The organism is Leeuwenhoekiella blandensis MED217 (assembly GCF_000152985.1).
Taxonomy (GTDB): Bacteria; Bacteroidota; Bacteroidia; order Flavobacteriales; family Flavobacteriaceae; genus Leeuwenhoekiella; species Leeuwenhoekiella blandensis.
This window is the reverse complement of record NZ_CH672395.1, coordinates 4,125,412-4,140,940: the sequence shown is the minus strand read 5'-3', so window position 1 is coordinate 4,140,940 and position 15,529 is coordinate 4,125,412. Positions and strand designations below refer to the sequence as shown.

General features: G+C 39.2%; 18 protein-coding genes. 16 read left to right on the top strand and 2 right to left on the bottom strand.

What is annotated here, in order from left to right; genetic code table 11:
* The 4 genes from MED217_RS17925 to MED217_RS19390 form a co-directional block, all read left to right on the top strand.
* On the top strand, positions 1-382 hold a 382-nt coding region (locus tag MED217_RS17925; RefSeq protein WP_009781981.1), incomplete at its 5' end, for a glycosyltransferase family 9 protein.
* Between the two features lie 66 nt (positions 383-448).
* On the top strand, positions 449-1,393 hold the full coding sequence (locus MED217_RS17920; RefSeq protein WP_009781980.1) for an NAD(P)H-dependent flavin oxidoreductase: 945 nt from the start codon (positions 449-451) through the stop codon (positions 1,391-1,393).
* A gap of 42 nt (positions 1,394-1,435) precedes the next feature.
* A complete protein-coding gene (locus tag MED217_RS17915; protein ID WP_230199287.1) occupies positions 1,436-1,672 on the top strand; it encodes a hypothetical protein in 237 nt (78 codons plus the stop codon).
* The gene (locus MED217_RS19390; protein ID WP_009781978.1) at positions 1,662-1,937 is read left to right on the top strand and encodes a type II toxin-antitoxin system RelE/ParE family toxin; all 276 of its coding nucleotides are present in this window, start codon (positions 1,662-1,664) and stop codon (positions 1,935-1,937) included. Before MED217_RS17915 ends, MED217_RS19390 begins: the two co-directional genes overlap by 11 nt.
* Before the next feature lie 71 nt (positions 1,938-2,008).
* On the opposite strand, the gene MED217_RS17905 is transcribed toward MED217_RS19390, so the two are convergent.
* Positions 2,009-3,061, bottom strand: a complete 1,053-nt coding sequence (locus tag MED217_RS17905) for a ferredoxin--NADP reductase (protein ID WP_009781977.1) — start codon at positions 3,059-3,061, stop codon at positions 2,009-2,011.
* A 105-nt stretch (positions 3,062-3,166) separates the two neighbouring features.
* Between MED217_RS17905 and MED217_RS17900 the strand changes: the two genes are divergently transcribed.
* Together MED217_RS17900 and MED217_RS17895 are read left to right on the top strand one after the other, a co-directional pair.
* Positions 3,167-4,636, top strand: coding sequence for a DUF5687 family protein (locus MED217_RS17900; RefSeq protein ID WP_009781976.1), 1,470 nt, complete (start codon positions 3,167-3,169; stop codon positions 4,634-4,636).
* Positions 4,637-4,704: 68 nt separating this feature from the next.
* Complete coding sequence (locus MED217_RS17895; protein WP_009781974.1) at positions 4,705-5,418, top strand: ABC transporter ATP-binding protein; 714 nt, start codon at positions 4,705-4,707, stop codon at positions 5,416-5,418.
* Between the two features lie 4 nt (positions 5,419-5,422).
* Here the strand turns inward: MED217_RS17895 and MED217_RS17890 are convergent, their stop codons facing one another.
* Positions 5,423-6,616, bottom strand: a complete 1,194-nt coding sequence (locus tag MED217_RS17890; RefSeq protein WP_009781973.1) for a hypothetical protein — start codon at positions 6,614-6,616, stop codon at positions 5,423-5,425.
* A gap of 129 nt (positions 6,617-6,745) precedes the next feature.
* On the opposite strand from MED217_RS17890, the gene porW reads away from it, so the two are divergent.
* The 10 genes from porW (at position 6,746) to atpG (ending at position 15,442) form a co-directional block, all read left to right on the top strand.
* Positions 6,746-9,307, top strand: a complete 2,562-nt coding sequence (gene porW / locus MED217_RS17885; RefSeq protein ID WP_009781972.1) for a type IX secretion system periplasmic lipoprotein PorW/SprE — start codon at positions 6,746-6,748, stop codon at positions 9,305-9,307.
* The gene (locus MED217_RS17880; protein ID WP_009781971.1) at positions 9,307-9,711 is read left to right on the top strand and encodes a bactofilin family protein; all 405 of its coding nucleotides are present in this window, start codon (positions 9,307-9,309) and stop codon (positions 9,709-9,711) included. The genes porW and MED217_RS17880 overlap by 1 nt, the downstream gene beginning before the upstream one ends.
* Positions 9,680-9,895 (top strand): AtpZ/AtpI family protein, encoded by a 216-nt coding sequence (locus MED217_RS17875; RefSeq protein WP_009781970.1) that lies wholly within the window; start codon positions 9,680-9,682, stop codon positions 9,893-9,895. The genes MED217_RS17880 and MED217_RS17875 overlap by 32 nt, the downstream gene beginning before the upstream one ends.
* Positions 9,892-10,290 carry a DUF6168 family protein gene (locus MED217_RS17870; protein ID WP_009781969.1) on the top strand — a complete coding sequence of 133 codons (399 nt, stop codon included), beginning with the start codon at positions 9,892-9,894 and terminating at the stop codon, positions 10,288-10,290. Before MED217_RS17875 ends, MED217_RS17870 begins: the two co-directional genes overlap by 4 nt.
* 90 nt (positions 10,291-10,380) lie before the next feature.
* Entirely contained in the window at positions 10,381-11,568 is a 1,188-nt protein-coding gene (gene atpB / locus MED217_RS17865; protein ID WP_009781968.1) for a F0F1 ATP synthase subunit A, read from the top strand.
* 17 nt (positions 11,569-11,585) lie between these two features.
* The gene (gene atpE / locus MED217_RS17860) at positions 11,586-11,774 is read left to right on the top strand and encodes an ATP synthase F0 subunit C (protein ID WP_004569351.1); all 189 of its coding nucleotides are present in this window, start codon (positions 11,586-11,588) and stop codon (positions 11,772-11,774) included.
* Positions 11,775-11,850: 76 nt separating this feature from the next.
* Positions 11,851-12,351 (top strand): F0F1 ATP synthase subunit B, encoded by a 501-nt coding sequence (locus MED217_RS17855; RefSeq protein ID WP_009781967.1) that lies wholly within the window; start codon positions 11,851-11,853, stop codon positions 12,349-12,351.
* 15 nt (positions 12,352-12,366) lie between these two features.
* On the top strand, positions 12,367-12,906 hold the full coding sequence (atpH, locus tag MED217_RS17850; RefSeq protein ID WP_009781966.1) for an ATP synthase F1 subunit delta: 540 nt from the start codon (positions 12,367-12,369) through the stop codon (positions 12,904-12,906).
* 50 nt (positions 12,907-12,956) lie between these two features.
* Positions 12,957-14,537: a F0F1 ATP synthase subunit alpha gene (atpA, locus tag MED217_RS17845; RefSeq protein ID WP_009781965.1), complete on the top strand. Its 1,581-nt coding sequence runs from the start codon at positions 12,957-12,959 to the stop codon at positions 14,535-14,537.
* A gap of 29 nt (positions 14,538-14,566) precedes the next feature.
* A complete protein-coding gene (gene atpG / locus MED217_RS17840) occupies positions 14,567-15,442 on the top strand; it encodes an ATP synthase F1 subunit gamma (RefSeq protein ID WP_040533043.1) in 876 nt (291 codons plus the stop codon).
* Positions 15,443-15,529 lie beyond the last annotated feature (87 nt).

Sequence of the window (15,529 nt, the reverse complement as noted above, 5' to 3'; positions counted from 1 at the left end):
AGGAAAAGAAGAAGAGCAGCTGCTGAATTCCTTTGCTGCCAAATATGAGAATTGTATAAATGTTGCGGGTAAATTCAGTTTTGAAGAAGAATTGGCACTGATTTCCCATCTTGATGCGATGCTCGCGATGGATAGCGGCAATGGTCATATGGCTGCACTTTTTGGAGTTCCTGTGGTGACTCTTTGGGGCGTTACGCATCCGTATTTGGGCTTTGCACCCTATGCGCAGCCGGAAGAAAACCAACTTACCGCAGATCGTAAACAGTTTCCTGCGGTACCCACTTCAGCATACGGAAATAAAGTTCCTGAAGGCTATGAGCAAGCGATGCATAGCATTCAACCGGAGACTGTGCTTAAGCGACTTTCGGCGATTTTAGATTAGTTTTCATTTCAAGCTTTTCGCATTAGCGCATAATATTTAGGTATCTTACTTATTTAAATTACGCTTATGAAAACGCCGCTTACGCAACTGCTAAACATCAAACATCCAATCATTATGGCGCCTATGTTTTTGGTGTCTAACGTTGCTATGGTAAAAGCCGCAATGCAAGCCGGAATTGCGGGTTGTATTCCAGCGTTGAATTACCGCACCTTACCCGAATTACAAGAAGCCATATCCGAATTGAAAGCCCTTAAAACCGAAGGTGGAGCGTTTGGTTTCAATTTGATCGTTAATAAATCGAATCTCAAATTCCCCGAGCAACTGAAGGTGTGCTGCGAGCTGGGTTGTGATTTTATCATTACTTCTTTGGGTAATCCTAAGCAGGTGATCGACGAAGCTCATAAAAAGGGGATTCTGGTGTTTTGCGATATAGTCAATCTTGAACAGGCAAAGAAAGTTGAAAGCTTAGGTTGTGATGCGGTAATCGCCGTAAACAATGAAGCCGGCGGCCACCGCGGTACTATTGCTCCCAAACAATTAATAGAAGAACTAAACGCAGCTTTAAAGATCCCGGTAATTTCAGCGGGTGGCGTGGGAACTAAAGCTCAACTGAATGAAAAACTGAGTTTTGGGGCAATTGGCGTAAGTATTGGGAGTGCGTTTATTGCTTCAGAAGAAGCTGGCGTTTCTCAAGAATATAAAGAGGCCTGCGTGAATTATGGAGCCGAAGATATTGTTCTGACTCAAAAAATCAGCGGAACGCCGTGTACGGTCATCAACACACCCTATGTACAAGAAATTGGCACTGAGCAAACCTGGCTTGAAAAGATTCTCAATAAAAATAAATGGTTGAAGAAATATGTAAAAATGCTGCGCTTCTTGAAAGGAACCAATATGGTTACTAAAGCCGCAACAGAAGCCACGTATAAAACCGTCTGGGTTGCGGGGCCAACGATTGAGCACAGCAAAGCCATTGAACCGGTAGAAAAAATTATTGAACGTTTTGTGTAAAAAATCGCTATTTTTATATATAAATTATATACAATGAAAAAGATGCGTAAATTAATAGATCTTGATCCAGAGGTGATTCAGATTCTTGATGAGGAGGCTAAAGCTCAAAACAGATCGCTTAAAAGTCTCATTGAAAAAACAGTTACTGAAAAGGCTCATAGAGTAAGTGAACCTTCAGAATCGTATAAACGGATGATGGATGATATGCTTACGAAATTGGATCAAGGAAATCTAAAATTTACTTCAGCAGAAGAGGTTTTGAAAAGGTATGAGGTATAAAATTGAATTATCTCAAGAAGCACAGATAGAGCTTGATGTTAACCTATGTTTTTTTCGCGCTCAAGACCTTGAGCTATCTAAAGAATTCCTAGAGGGTTTTAAAAGGTGCCTTACTTTTTTGGCAACTAATCCAGAATTATTTCAAAAGCGTTATAAAGAAATAAGAATAGTCCATTTTGAAGAATTCAAGTATTCTATTCATTACGTAATTCATGACAAGTCAGTAAAAATATTACGCATTTTACATCAAAAGCAGTGGTATTAGAACGCATTAAAACTAAAAATCCCCTCAACACTTCAAATGTTGAGGGGATTTTAGCTTAAAAAAGTAAAAACTTATATATCGTCATAATCTACAGTAAGATTTGCTGAGGTAGGCAGCGCCTGGCAGGTTAAAATAAGGCCTTCTTCAACTTCGTCGTCGGTTAGGATTTGATTTTTACGCATTACTGCGGTTCCTTCGGTGATGCGCGCAATACAGCTGCTACAAATACCGCCTTGACACGAGTGTGGCGCATCGATATCATTGTCTAACGCTGCATCAAGAATAATTTTATCTTGAGGAATCACCAACTCAAACTCTTCGTCATCGCAAATGATCTTTAAAGTGGTTTCTCCATCTAAGGCTTCAGCAATTTCTTCACCGTCATCAGATGAGGTAAATAATTCGAATTTTACTTTTTCTTTAGCAACGCCATTTTCTTCTAGAACGGCACGTACACCATTGATCATCTCTTCTGGTCCACAAAGAAAATACTGATCAAAATCGTGTGATTTGAACTTATTCTTCAACACAAAATTTACAGTAGCTTTTTCAATTCGGCCAAAATGCGCATCGGTTTCCTGCTTCCTGCTGTAGATGAATTCAATGAATAAACGCTCTGGATACTTCAACTGAAGTTCTAAAAGCTCTTTGTGAAAAATGGTTTCTTCAACAGTTTTGTTTCCATAAGCAAGCACAAAACGGCTTTTAGGTTCTTCTTCAAGAATGGTTTTTATGATAGAAAGAACGGGTGTGATTCCGCTTCCTGCTGCAAAAGCCACATAATCATTTTGATTTTCGCCGTTAGGCTCAACAATAAATTTTCCTTCCGGCGGGTGAACTTCCAGCGATTCTCCTACTGTTAACGTATTGTTTGCCAATACAGAAAATGTTCCGCCTTCTACTTCTTTTACGGCAACTTTTAAGATTCCGCTCTGCGGCGTAGAACATAGTGAGTATGATCTACGCACTTCCTTGCCGTCAATGCTCGCTTTTAAGGTAAGGTATTGACCGGCTTTAAATGAAAAAGCTTCTTTTAATGCTTCGGGAACGCCAAACGAGATGCTCACAGCTTTCTCGGTTTCGCGGGTAATATCTTGAATAGTAAGTGCGTGAAAATCGCTCATTGCCTAAAAATTTTGGCAAAAATACAAAGCAACACGGTTTTGAAGCGTAACATTTTTATAATTTTCATACCAATGGGGTGTGCCCACACAAAAAATCTGATTCTTATGATTAAATATTTTCTCACCCTGGAGTGGAAGAGTTTCTTTAGATCTGCCGCTTTTCAAACCAATCTTGTTTTAAAAATCTTTATGGCGCTGGGAGCGCTGTACTTTATCGGTCTTTTTACGTTTGTAGGAGTTGGTGCTTATTATGGTCTTGAAAAAGCCGATCTCGAACCGCTTGAAACCATAAATCGCTTTATGATTTATTATGTGGTGCTCGATCTGGTAATTAAATATATGCTGCAAAAAATGCCGGTGGTTAATATAAAACCACTGCTTTTGATGCCGTTCAAAAAATCGAAGATCGTCAACTTTGCACTGGGCAAAACGATGTTCTCGTTTTTCAACATTGTACACGCATTTTTCTTCATTCCGTTTAGTGTGGTGTTGTTGAGGCAGGGGTATGACCCACTTCAGGTTATCACTTGGCATTTGGGAATGATGGCGATGATCTACATCAACAACTTCATCAATGTTTTCCTTAATGACGCTATGCCGCTGGTAGTTGGCGTAGCTTCGGTGATCATTGGTCTAGGAGCGCTGCAGTATTATGGCATTTTTGATGTCACACCGTATACCGGAGTGTACTTTCAAGGTTTGTTTGAGCAATTGTGGATGTTCGCCATTCCGGTTGTAATCGCTATTGCTTTATACAAAGTAGCGCACAGCTATTTCTTAAACCGACTGTATCTGGACGCCGGACTTTCAGCAAAAACTAAAGAGGCATCTACCGAAAACTTAGATTGGTTAGATCGTTTTGGTAAAACGGCTGTTTTCCTTAAAAATGATATTAAGCTCATTAAGCGTAACAAGCGTTCAAAAACCACGGTGATTATGAGCGTCGTGTTTTTATTCTACGGATTACTCTTTTTCACCGGTGGAATTGAAAGCTACGACAATCCATTTATGAAAATCTTTGCCGGAATCTTTGTCACCGGAGGTTTCCTGTTCAGTTTTGGGCAGTTTGTGCCTAGTTGGGATAGTTCGTATTATCCGCTTATGATGACCCAAAACATCAGCTATGAAGAATATCTACGCTCTAAATGGATGCTGGTCGTGCTGGCTTCAGCGGTTTCAACAATTCTAGGTTTGGGCTATTTATATTTTGGTTGGGAAGCGTATGCTGCTGTTTTTGTTGGCGGAATTTACAATATGGGCGTTAATGGGCACGTCGTACTCTGGGGCGGTGCTTATATCAAAACACCTATTGATTTGACGAGTAATAAAAAGGCATTTGGTGACAGTTCGTCTTTCAATGTTAAAACCTTATTGATCACGATGCCGAAGCTGTTATTACCCATTTTACTGTATACCATCGGTCATTTTACACTCGGGCCTGTGTTTGGGTATGCGCTAGTGGCCTTAGCCGGAATTGCCGGTTTTGCATTTAGAGATTTTATGTTCAAAAAGATCATTGGCATTTATAAGGCAGAAAAATACCAGACCATCGCAGCGTACAAACAAAAAAACTAAAACTTCAATCGGCGTCCTTCTGAACCTTTTTCAGAATCGATCCGCAAGCTTATAAAACTGAAAAGATTATGATACATATTCACGACTTATCAAAAACCTACAACGGCGTTACTGTTTTAAAAATAGACGAACTACAAATTCCTAAAGGCGAATCTTTTGGTTTGGTAGGAAATAACGGCGCCGGAAAAACCACATTATTTAGTGCACTGCTCGATTTGATTCAGCCTACTACGGGATATATTCAAAATGGCGAAGTCAAAGTACACGAGAGCGAAGCCTGGAAATCACATACCGCATCGTTTATAGACGAGAGTTTTTTAATAGGCTATCTCACGGCGGAAGAATATTTCTATTTCATAGGAGAATTACGCGGCCAGAACAAAGCCGATGTAGATAAGTTGCTTGCTGGATTTGAAGATTTCTTTAATGATGAGATTTTGAATAAACGCAAGTATCTGCGTGATCTTTCTAAAGGAAATATGAAAAAAGTGGGCATCGTTGCAACCTTGATCGGAAATCCTGAAGTGGTAATTCTTGACGAACCGTTTGCAAATCTGGATCCAACCACTCAGATAAGACTAAAAGGCATCATCAAAAAATTGGCAGCAGAAACCGGTGTTACGGTTTTGGTCTCAAGTCACGACCTGATGCACGTTACCGAAGTTTGCGAGCGTATTGTAGTCTTAGAAAAAGGAAGCGTTGTAAAAGACATCAAAACTTCTGAAGCTACGCTAAAAGAGCTTGAGGCGTATTTTAGTAAGGAGGAGCCTTTGGTAGAGTAGGAGTTTAATAAGTACTCAGTTGGATGTTAAATAAATTCATTTGATATTCAGGCTGTCTTTGATTATTGATTTGGGCTTTAATTTGTTCTAATAGGTCACCAGACTTATTGTTCAAACTAAGGATAGCGTTCTCCTGAGAATAGAATATAATATTCTCTTTTTCGATTGAGACACGGTCGATTCTTATTTCTGAGAAATACTTATTTTTTAGAATCGAAGAATTTAACTCTAACCATATTTCATCTTGATTTTCATTTTTAATAGACCTATGAATTGTATTGGTGGTCGCAGATTTTAAATTGAGCTCTTTGAGCAGCCTTTGTTCATCTAAGCGGAAATGAAAAAGCTCTGAAAGTAAAACCTTGGTTCCAGAATTAATATATACTAACCAACTGATTAAACCTTGAATTAGAAAGCTATCAGAACTATAAATATAGGATAGCTTGTCTGGAGGAAAGTCGCTGTAGGTATAAATTAAACCGTCAACCACATGAGTATTGGTAACTACTTCTTCTAAAGCACCAGTTTTTACAATAGCTTTTTCTTCCTTTTTAAATTGAATTAGTAAATCTTGATTTTGTCTGTTAATTTGTCTAATTAAATCTGGGGCTTGGCTTCCCACTCCAGAAGTCATAATTTTTTGCCATTGATTATTTGTAATTCCATCTGCACCTAAACGCTCTTCAAGCATTTTAGACTTTCTCACCTTTTTTATCAGGCTCGCTTTAGCAAAATAAGGGTTGTTAATATGTTCTCGATAACGAACTATTTCCTCACAATAAGTATTAGCAAGTTCAACTAATTTTAAGAGATTAATCAGGTTATAGCTTGCTGAATGGGCCTCAAGCTGAATAAGCTTACTTTCAATTTCTTTAAGGTTGAGTAGCGTTAATTGTCTGATTTGATTAAATGAGCTATTCTCTTTCAGGACCCTTGTTTGATCAGCTGTAGAGATTGATTGAAGAATAACTTCTGTTACTTGATGAAAATCATTTAGGAGAAATTTTAATCTGCTAAGTTCAAAATTTGCTTCAAGCTCTTCATTTAATAGGTTTTCGGTGATATCAAAATAATTATGTTCGAGAGTGCTTATTAGATTAATTAAAGGGTTTTTGCTATCACTTTGACTGTGAGCGGCAAATAATAAATTGCTGCCAACTAAAGAAAAGAGCGATATAAGTAGAATTATTTTTTTCATAGCACAGCCGTTATTCTAAAAATATGAAATGAGTGCTTTAGATTCTAAGAAAAATTATATTAACGTCTTTTTAACCCTTTCATACTAATTTTGCTACTTTGCAGTTATTGCTATATACTCTAAATCGATTTGCAAACTCAGGTACAAAAATTACTCGCTATTCTGGTGCTTTTGACTGTTCTTGTGGGCTGCTCCCGCAAGAAAGACAAATTTTTATCGCGCAATTTTCATGCGATCACCGCAGAATACAATACCCTTTTTAACGGAAGGCAAGCCTTTGAGCAAGGTCGCGATGCGCTTATTGAGGGCTATCAAGATAATTTTTGGGCCATCTTACCCATCGAGCGTTTAGATTCTCCAGATTTTGTGCCGTTACCCGGAGAAGCGATCGATCCCAGTTTTAAACGTGCTGAAGAAAAAGCTGTAAAAGCCATTCAAAAACACAGTATGGCTATTGATGGTACTGAGCGCAATCCGCAGATTGATGAAGCCTTTATGCTTTTGGGTAAAGCGCGGTATTATGATTTACGCTTTGTACGAGCTTTAGAAGCCTTCAATTACATTTTGTCGTATTATCCCGCGAGTAACAATATCGCTCAAGCCAAGATCTGGAAGGCAAAAACACAAATACGTCTTGACAATACAAAACTTGCCATTGCAAGCCTGCACAAACTCTTAGAGGAAGAAGACGCTCTTGATCGTCAGGATTTTGCTGATGCTTCTGCAATGTTAGCGCAAGGCTATATCTATGAGAATCGCTTAGATAGCGCTTTGGTTTATATTGAAAAAGCAGCGTTTCTTACCCGAAAAAATGAAGAGAAAGGCCGTTACTATTTTATCAAAGGTCAGCTTTACGACAATATCGGGCAGGATCAGTTGGCTAACGCAAATTATGATAAAGTCATTGACTTAAATCGCCGTTCTCCGCGCCGGTATATGATCAACGCCTACATCAACAAGATCAGGAATTTTGATTACGAGACGGGAGATCAAGAACGCCTTTTTGAACTGCTAACCGATCTGGAAGAAAATCGAGAGAACCGCCCTTACAAGGACATTATTCAATATCAATTTGCCGAGTTTTATCGCAATGTAGGCCGCGAAGATTCAGCGGTGTCGTATTACAATAAATCCATTGCCTCGCAAGGCGAAGATAAATACTTGACCTCGCGCAATTATTTGAGTCTGGGAGATCTCAACTTCAATAATTCAGAATATTTAATTGCGGGTGCATACTATGACAGTACGCTGGCGTTTATTCCGGAGAATACAAGAGAGTACCGCAACATCAGCAAGAAACGGGAGAATCTTAGCGATGTAATTCTTTATGAAGGAATCGCTACGCGCAATGACAGCATTCTCAATTTGGTTTATATGAACGATGCTGACCGTGTTACTTATTTTGAATCCTATATCACCGCGCTCAAAGAACAAAAAGCAAAAGACTCTATCGCTGAAGCAAATGCAGAAGCAGCAATTGCCAATAACGAATTTTTTGTACCCAATAATCCAAATTCTGGTCCTAATCCTCCGGCCGGAAACAGCCTTTTTTATTTTTATAATCCGGCACAGGTTGCGCAAGGTAAACTTGATTTTAAGCAGCGCTGGGGCTCGCGTGCCAATGCAGATAACTGGCGCGTTTCAAATAAAGTAGGGGGTACACTAGCTTCAAATGAGATCGCCGGTGAAGAAAATATGCTGGAAGAAGTAGATAATGGAGTTTACAATGCAGATAATTACATCAGCAAAATTCCTTCAGAAAAACCGGTAATCGACAGCATTCATACCGAGCGTAATTATGCATATTACCAGCTCGGTTTGATCTATAAAGAAAAACTGAAAGAGCCACAATTGGCGATTCAGCGATTAGAAGCATTACTCGCAGCAAACCCAGAAGAGCGCTTGGTGCTTCCGGCAAAATATAACCTGTATCAGCTGTACGAGGCAAGTGGGGATACGTTTAACAGTGATAAATATAAATTTGATATCCTTCAGAATTATGGAGACACGCGCTATGCGAGTATCATAAAGAATCCGGACAAGGCTTTAGAGCAAGATCAAGACAGTCCTGAGGTAATTTATAAAAGGGTGTATCGTGATTTTGAAAATCAGGAATATGCCAAGGTGATTGCTCAGGCCAACCAATACATAGATCAATTTGCCGGTGACACGTTTGTACCCAAATTTGAACTGCTCAAAGCAACAGCTATAGGACGTTCAAAAGGATATGCAGCCTATGAAGAGGCGTTAAATTATGTGGCACTGAATTATCCTAATCAAGAAGAGGGTAAAAAAGCAAAAGAATTACTTGATGAGGTGTTGCCACAGCTTCAAGATGCCAACTTTATACCAGATGCCGAAGCAAAGAATTACAACTTGCTTTATGCATTCAAGACCAACGAACGAGATACGCTTGTCAATATACAAGATGCTATTGACGAGTATCTCGACCGAAATAATTTGGCAAAATTGAGTGTCTCACGTGATGTGTATGATAGCGCAACTCAATATTTAGCCATTCACGGTTTTAAATCTAAGGTTGAAGCCTTATATTTTGCCCAGCGCTTAAAAGAAACAAAACTCATTGCTATAAAAGAAGAGGAAGAACCGGTTGTTATAAGTTCTGCTAATTATAGAATTATACAACTGCATAAAAATGTTGAAGCATATAAAAACTTAGAGTCTGAATAATGAGAAAAGACAGAGCTGCAAAAGCGCCCGAAACGGGAAACAAACAAAACAGAATTAGTGAAGGAACCTCAATTACCGGAGAAATTAAGTCTGAAGGTGATTTTAGAATCGACGGTAGCCTTGAAGGAAAAATAGAAAGTACCGGTAAGGTTGTCATTGGCAAATCGGGTGTTTTAAAAGGAACATTGATTTGCAAAGAAGCAGATCTTGAGGGTACCGTTGACGGTACAATAACTATTGACGGGCTGTTAAACCTAAGGGCTTCTGCTGTTGTAAAAGGTGAGGTTGCAACCGGAAAACTTTCGGTAGAGCCCGGCGCCGACTTTAATGCGAGCTGTGTTATGGGAAGCGGCGTAAAAAATCTGTCTAAAGATGTCAGAAAAGAAACCGGAAAGTCCGCTTAAAAGTTGGGCAAAATTTTCTACCGTAGCCATCCAGATGGGTGTGACCATTTATTTGGGCAACCTCTTGGGCTCTTGGTTAGACGGTAAGTTTGAAACGACGTTTTTAGAACCTGCAGTAACACTGCTTGCTGTATTCTTGTCAATGTATGTGATCATTAAAGCGGTCAAAGATCTTAATTCATGAATCTTACAAAACCTTTACTTACTACCGCAATAGTTATCATTGCTCTTGCTGTAGTTTCTTATTTCTTGCACATCGGAGCATTGTATATGCTTGAGGTACAATTGCCGTACGACGTACTCGATTTTTACCTATTTGGAGGTGTCAGCAGCTTGATCATTTGCCTCACATTTATTACGCTACCGGCGTTGCTTCCCGAGCTTCAGGATAAGGTGGGCTATATGTTTTTGTTCACGATTTTTGGTAAACTGTTTTTATGGGCTTTGTTTTTTAAGAATTTACTGTTTTCAGAAACCGTTTTCTCGAGAATGGAGCGTCTTAGTATGTTGATTCCCATATTTATATTCTTAATTTACGAGGTCTTGGTAATTGTTAAAATCTTAAAAAAAGAATCTTAAGTCTATTTCTTGATAAAAAAGGTGCAATTGTGAATAAATTGATTAGTTTTGCACCAAATTTTAGCAAGCCTGATTTTTTAAAAAATAATAATGAAGATAACTTCTTTACCCATTCATTTTCTAGCTGTTATCAGTTTTCTGTTGTTAGGATCACTGGTTAATGCACAAGAGCATAGTGTCGCGGAAGCTAATGACGAAGGCCCTGTTAATACACAACAGGAAATCACAGATTACACCAATCATCACTTAAAAGATTCTCATGACTTTCACTTGTTCTCTTATCAAGGGAGTGATGGGGAGCGTCACAGTGTAGGTTTTTCATTACCTGTAATTTTGTGGGCGAGTAACGGTCCTGTAGCATTTATGTCTTCAGAATTTCATCACGATATTGACGGTGAAGTTGTTGTTGAAAAAGGCGGAAGCCGTTTTGTAAATCTTCATGATAAAATTTACGAATTAGAAGAAGGTGCAGAGGAGATCGTGATGGGAGAAGATCATCATCCGGTAAATGCACACAAACCTTTTGACTTATCAATCACCAAGAGTGTATTTGGAATCTTACTCGTAGGATTATTATTATTATTCTGGTTTGGTTCTTTAGGAAAGCAATACAAAAAGAAAAGTATCCCTACCGGTTTTGGTCGTGCGTTAGAGCCGCTAGTGATTTATGTACGTGACGAGATCGCGCGTCCTAACATTGGAGAGCACAAGTATCGTAAGTATATGAGTTTCTTGCTTACCGTATTTTTCTTCATCTGGGTTTCAAACCTTTTGGGGATGACGCCATTCGGCTTCAACATCACAGGGCAAATCGCAGTTACCGTTTGTCTTGCATTATTCACGTTCTTTATCGTTCAGTTTAGCGGTAATAAAGATTACTGGAAACACATTTTCTGGATGCCAGATGTGCCGGTGATTATGAAAATCATATTAATACCTATCGAAGTTTTAGGTATGTTGACCAAGCCTTTTTCCCTTCTTATTCGTTTGTTTGCAAACATCACCGCAGGTCACGTTGTGGTAATGGGGTTAATCGCATTAATGATTACTTTAAAAGCCCAGTTTGGCGCCGTAGGTTCTACAGGATTATCTCTGGTTCTTACCTTGTTCATCTCGGTTATTGAAATATTAGTTGCATTCTTACAGGCATTTATTTTTACGATGCTCTCTGCGTTGTTTATCGGTATGGCGGTTGCAGAACACGACCACGACCATGAGCACGATGAAGAGGGACACGAAGTGGATGACGTTGAGGATGTAAGAGAAAGTTTTGTTTAATTTTTAAATCAATTGTTATGTACAATTTAATTGGAGCTGGATTAATCGTTATCGGTGGTGGTATCGGACTAGGTCAAATCGGTGGAAAAGCGATGGAAGGTATCGCACGTCAACCTGAAGCGGCTGGTAAGATTCAAACTGCGATGATTATCATTGGTGCACTTTTAGAAGGTCTTGCTTTCGGTGCGTTGATCTTAGGTAAATAATCAAGCTTAAACAACTAAGCAATTCCTGTAACGGTTGGTTACAGGAGTTGTTTTATTTAAAACATTAAATTCAAAGATGGATCAGTTATTAAATGATTTTTCGCCGGGCTTGTTTGTAATGCAAGCTGTTATATTAATTATCCTCATCTTATTGATGAAGAAATTTGCTTGGAAACCTATCTTAAGCTCTTTAGATGAGCGTGAGCAAGGAATTCAAGGTGCATTAGAAGCAGCAGAAAAAGCACGTTTGGAGATGAAAAATCTTCAGGCAGACAATGAGAAAGCATTGCAGGAAGCACGTGCAGAGCGTGATGCTATGTTGAAAGAAGCTCGTGAGATCAGAACAAAAATGATCGCAGAAGCTGAAGGTGATGCAAAAGCGCAAGCTGATAAAATCATCACTCAAGCACAAGAGGCTATCGCAGCAGAAAAGCGTGCGGCAGTGGCTGAGTTAAAAGGTCAAGTTGCAGAACTTTCTCTTGAAATTGCAGAGAAAGTGGTTAAGCAAGAGCTTTCAGATAAAGAAAAACAGCAGCAGTATGTAGATAAAATGCTGCAAGACGCTACCCTTAACTAATAAAACAAGCAGTTCATGTCATCAAGAGCAGCAATACGTTATGCAAAGGCAATTTTAGATCAGGCCAAAGAAAAAGGTACTGAGGAAGTTGTTTTTGGTAATATGAAATCTATTGATGCTACACTAAACGCAAGCAAAGAATTGCGCAGTGTGCTTAAAAGTCCTGTTATTAAGCCAGAAGATAAAAGAGCTTCGTTAAAGGCTGTTTTTGCAGATTATGACCCAAGCACACTAAGCCTTATCGATCTTTTGGTTGATAAAAAGCGTAGCGCTCTTTTAGGTCAGGTAGCTCAAAGCTATGTGAGCTTATATAATGAGTCTAAAGGTATTGTTGTTGCTCAGGTAACAACAGCTGTGGAGTTAGACGCTAGTTTAGAAGCAAAAATTTTAGCTAAAGTAAAAGAGCTTACCAATAGCAGTGAGGTTACTTTAGAACAGCATATTGACCCGAGTTTAATAGGAGGGTTTATTCTTCGTGTAGGAGATGTACAGTACGACGCAAGTGTTGCAAATCAACTTGTGAGCGTGCAAAAAGAATTTAGTAAACGTTTATAATTACAACTTAGCTTTGAGTTGTATCAAAGCTTACTTAGATATCAAACAAAATGGCAGAAGTAAAACCAGCTGAAGTTTCAACGATTTTAAAGAAACAACTTTCAGGCTTTGAAGCATCAGCTTCATTAGATGAGGTAGGAACAGTACTCACCGTGGGTGATGGTATTGCCCGTGTTTATGGTCTTTCTAACGCACAATACGGAGAGCTCGTTGAATTTGACGGAGGTCTCGAAGGTATTGTATTGAACTTGGAAGAAGATAACGTTGGGGTTGTACTTTTAGGTCCTTCTAAAGAAGTTAAAGAAGGTGCTACAGTAAAACGTACACAACGTATCGCTTCGATCAACGTAGGTGAAGGTATTGTAGGACGTGTTGTTAACACCTTAGGACAACCTATCGATGGTAAAGGAGCAATCGAAGGTGAAACTTATGAGATGCCACTTGAGCGTAAAGCGCCTGGTGTTATTTATCGTCAGCCGGTAAATGAGCCTTTACAAACAGGTATCAAATCTATCGATGCAATGATTCCTGTAGGTCGTGGCCAGCGTGAGCTTGTTATTGGTGACCGTCAGACAGGTAAGACTACCGTTTGTATTGATACCATTTTGAATCAAAAAGAATTTTATGATGCTGGAGAGCCTGTTTACTGTATCTACGTTGCTGTAGGTCAAAAGGCTTCTACTGTAGCTGGTATCGCTAGTGTACTTGAAGAAAAAGGTGCAATGGCTTATACTACAATTGTAGCTGCAAACGCATCAGATCCTGCTCCTATGCAGGTATATGCTCCTTTCGCAGGTGCCGCAATTGGAGAATACTTTAGAGATACAGGTCGTCCTGCTTTGATCATCTATGATGATTTATCTAAGCAAGCGGTTGCCTATCGTGAGGTTTCACTTTTATTACGTCGTCCACCGGGTCGTGAGGCGTATCCTGGAGACGTTTTCTTCTTACACTCTCGTTTATTAGAGCGTGCTGCAAAAGTGATTGCAGATGATGATATTGCAAAGAACATGAACGACCTTCCTGATAGCTTGAAACCTATCGTTAAAGGTGGTGGTTCATTAACAGCACTTCCGATTATCGAAACTCAAGCAGGGGACGTTTCAGCATATATCCCTACAAACGTAATCTCGATTACAGATGGTCAGATCTTCCTTGATGGTGACTTATTCAACTCGGGTGTACGTCCAGCGATTAACGTAGGTATTTCAGTATCACGTGTTGGTGGTTCTGCACAGATCAAGTCGATGAAGAAAGTATCTGGTACACTTAAGTTAGACCAGGCGGCTTTCCGTGAACTAGAGGCATTTGCTAAGTTTGGTTCAGACCTTGATGCAGCTACCTTGAGTGTAATTGAAAAAGGTAAACGTAACGTTGAGATCTTAAAGCAAGCGGAAAACACGCCATATACTGTAGAAGATCAAATCGCGATAATCTACGCAGGTTCTAAAAACCTATTGCGTAATGTGCCTATCGATAAAGTAAAAGAGTTTGAAACAGACTATCTTGAACTTTTGAATGCAAAGCACAGAGATACTTTAGATACATTGAAAGCAGGTAAGCTTACAGATGAGGTGATCGACACCTTGACCACTGTAGCAAATGACCTTGCTGCTCGATATAAAAAATAATTTTCGCCTAGTAAGAAACCATTAAATAAATGGCAAATTTAAAGGAAATACGTAACCGGATATCATCAGTATCTTCTACGATGCAGATTACCAGCGCTATGAAAATGGTGTCTGCTGCAAAGTTGAAGAAGGCTCAGGATGCTATTACAGCAATGCGCCCTTATTCTGATAAGTTAACCGAGTTGCTTCAAAATCTTAGCGCTTCTATGGAAGGGGATAGCGGGAGTCGTTTTGCAGAAGAACGCCCTGTTGAAAAAGTACTTGTTGTAGCGATCTCTTCAAACAGAGGTCTAGCAGGTGCTTTCAACTCAAACATCATAAAAGAAGCTAAAAACATTGCTGAGAACGTTTACGCAGGTAAAGAAGTACACTTTTTAACCATTGGTAAAAAAGCAAATGACATTCTGAAAAAATCGCACACTGTGATTTTTAATGACAGTGAGATCTTTGATGATTTGACTTTTGAGAATGTTGAAGCGATCGCTGAGCGTGCAATGAATTTGTTTACAGAAGGGACTTACGATAAAGTAGAATTGCTTTATAATTCCTTCAAAAATGCCGCTACGCAAATCGTAACCCGTGAGCAGTTTTTACCTATTGTTCCTTTAAAAGAGCAATTTGAAGATGTAACTCCGGCAAATACTGCAGATTATATTTTTGAACCATCAAAAGAAGAGATTGTAAAGCAGCTTATACCTAAAGCTTTAAAAACACAATTCTTCAAAGGAATCAGAGATTCTGTAGCAAGTGAGCACGGTGCACGTATGACGGCGATGCATAAAGCAACAGATAATGCGACCGAGTTGAGAGATCAACTTAAACTAACGTATAACAAAGCGCGTCAGGCTGCTATTACAAACGAGATTCTTGAGATCGTAGGTGGTGCAGAAGCATTAAATAACTAGAAATTATTTTATTTCATATCTTAAAGCCTTGCAAGTGCAAGGCTTTTTTTATGGCTACCGCCAAAGTATTTTCTAGCATGTCACGAT

Bases quoted from the DNA above. Each gene is read 5' to 3' on its own strand.
- MED217_RS17920 (WP_009781980.1), top strand. From the start codon at position 449: ATGAAAACGCCGCTTACGCAACTGCTAAACATCAAACATCCAATCATT.
- MED217_RS19390 (WP_009781978.1), top strand. From the start codon at position 1,662: ATGAGGTATAAAATTGAATTATCTCAAGAAGCACAGATAGAGCTTGAT.
- MED217_RS17890 (WP_009781973.1), bottom strand. From the start codon at position 6,616: ATGAAAAAAATAATTCTACTTATATCGCTCTTTTCTTTAGTTGGCAGC.
- MED217_RS17900 (WP_009781976.1), top strand. From the start codon at position 3,167: ATGATTAAATATTTTCTCACCCTGGAGTGGAAGAGTTTCTTTAGATCT.
- MED217_RS17915 (WP_230199287.1), top strand. From the start codon at position 1,436: ATGCGTAAATTAATAGATCTTGATCCAGAGGTGATTCAGATTCTTGAT.
- atpH (WP_009781966.1), top strand. From the start codon at position 12,367: ATGTCATCAAGAGCAGCAATACGTTATGCAAAGGCAATTTTAGATCAG.
- atpA (WP_009781965.1), top strand. From the start codon at position 12,957: ATGGCAGAAGTAAAACCAGCTGAAGTTTCAACGATTTTAAAGAAACAA.
- MED217_RS17855 (WP_009781967.1), top strand. From the start codon at position 11,851: ATGGATCAGTTATTAAATGATTTTTCGCCGGGCTTGTTTGTAATGCAA.
- MED217_RS17905 (WP_009781977.1), bottom strand. From the start codon at position 3,061: ATGAGCGATTTTCACGCACTTACTATTCAAGATATTACCCGCGAAACC.
- MED217_RS17880 (WP_009781971.1), top strand. From the start codon at position 9,307: ATGAGAAAAGACAGAGCTGCAAAAGCGCCCGAAACGGGAAACAAACAA.
- MED217_RS17870 (WP_009781969.1), top strand. From the start codon at position 9,892: ATGAATCTTACAAAACCTTTACTTACTACCGCAATAGTTATCATTGCT.
- atpG (WP_040533043.1), top strand. From the start codon at position 14,567: ATGGCAAATTTAAAGGAAATACGTAACCGGATATCATCAGTATCTTCT.
- MED217_RS17875 (WP_009781970.1), top strand. From the start codon at position 9,680: ATGTCAGAAAAGAAACCGGAAAGTCCGCTTAAAAGTTGGGCAAAATTT.
- atpB (WP_009781968.1), top strand. From the start codon at position 10,381: ATGAAGATAACTTCTTTACCCATTCATTTTCTAGCTGTTATCAGTTTT.
- MED217_RS17895 (WP_009781974.1), top strand. From the start codon at position 4,705: ATGATACATATTCACGACTTATCAAAAACCTACAACGGCGTTACTGTT.
- atpE (WP_004569351.1), top strand. From the start codon at position 11,586: ATGTACAATTTAATTGGAGCTGGATTAATCGTTATCGGTGGTGGTATC.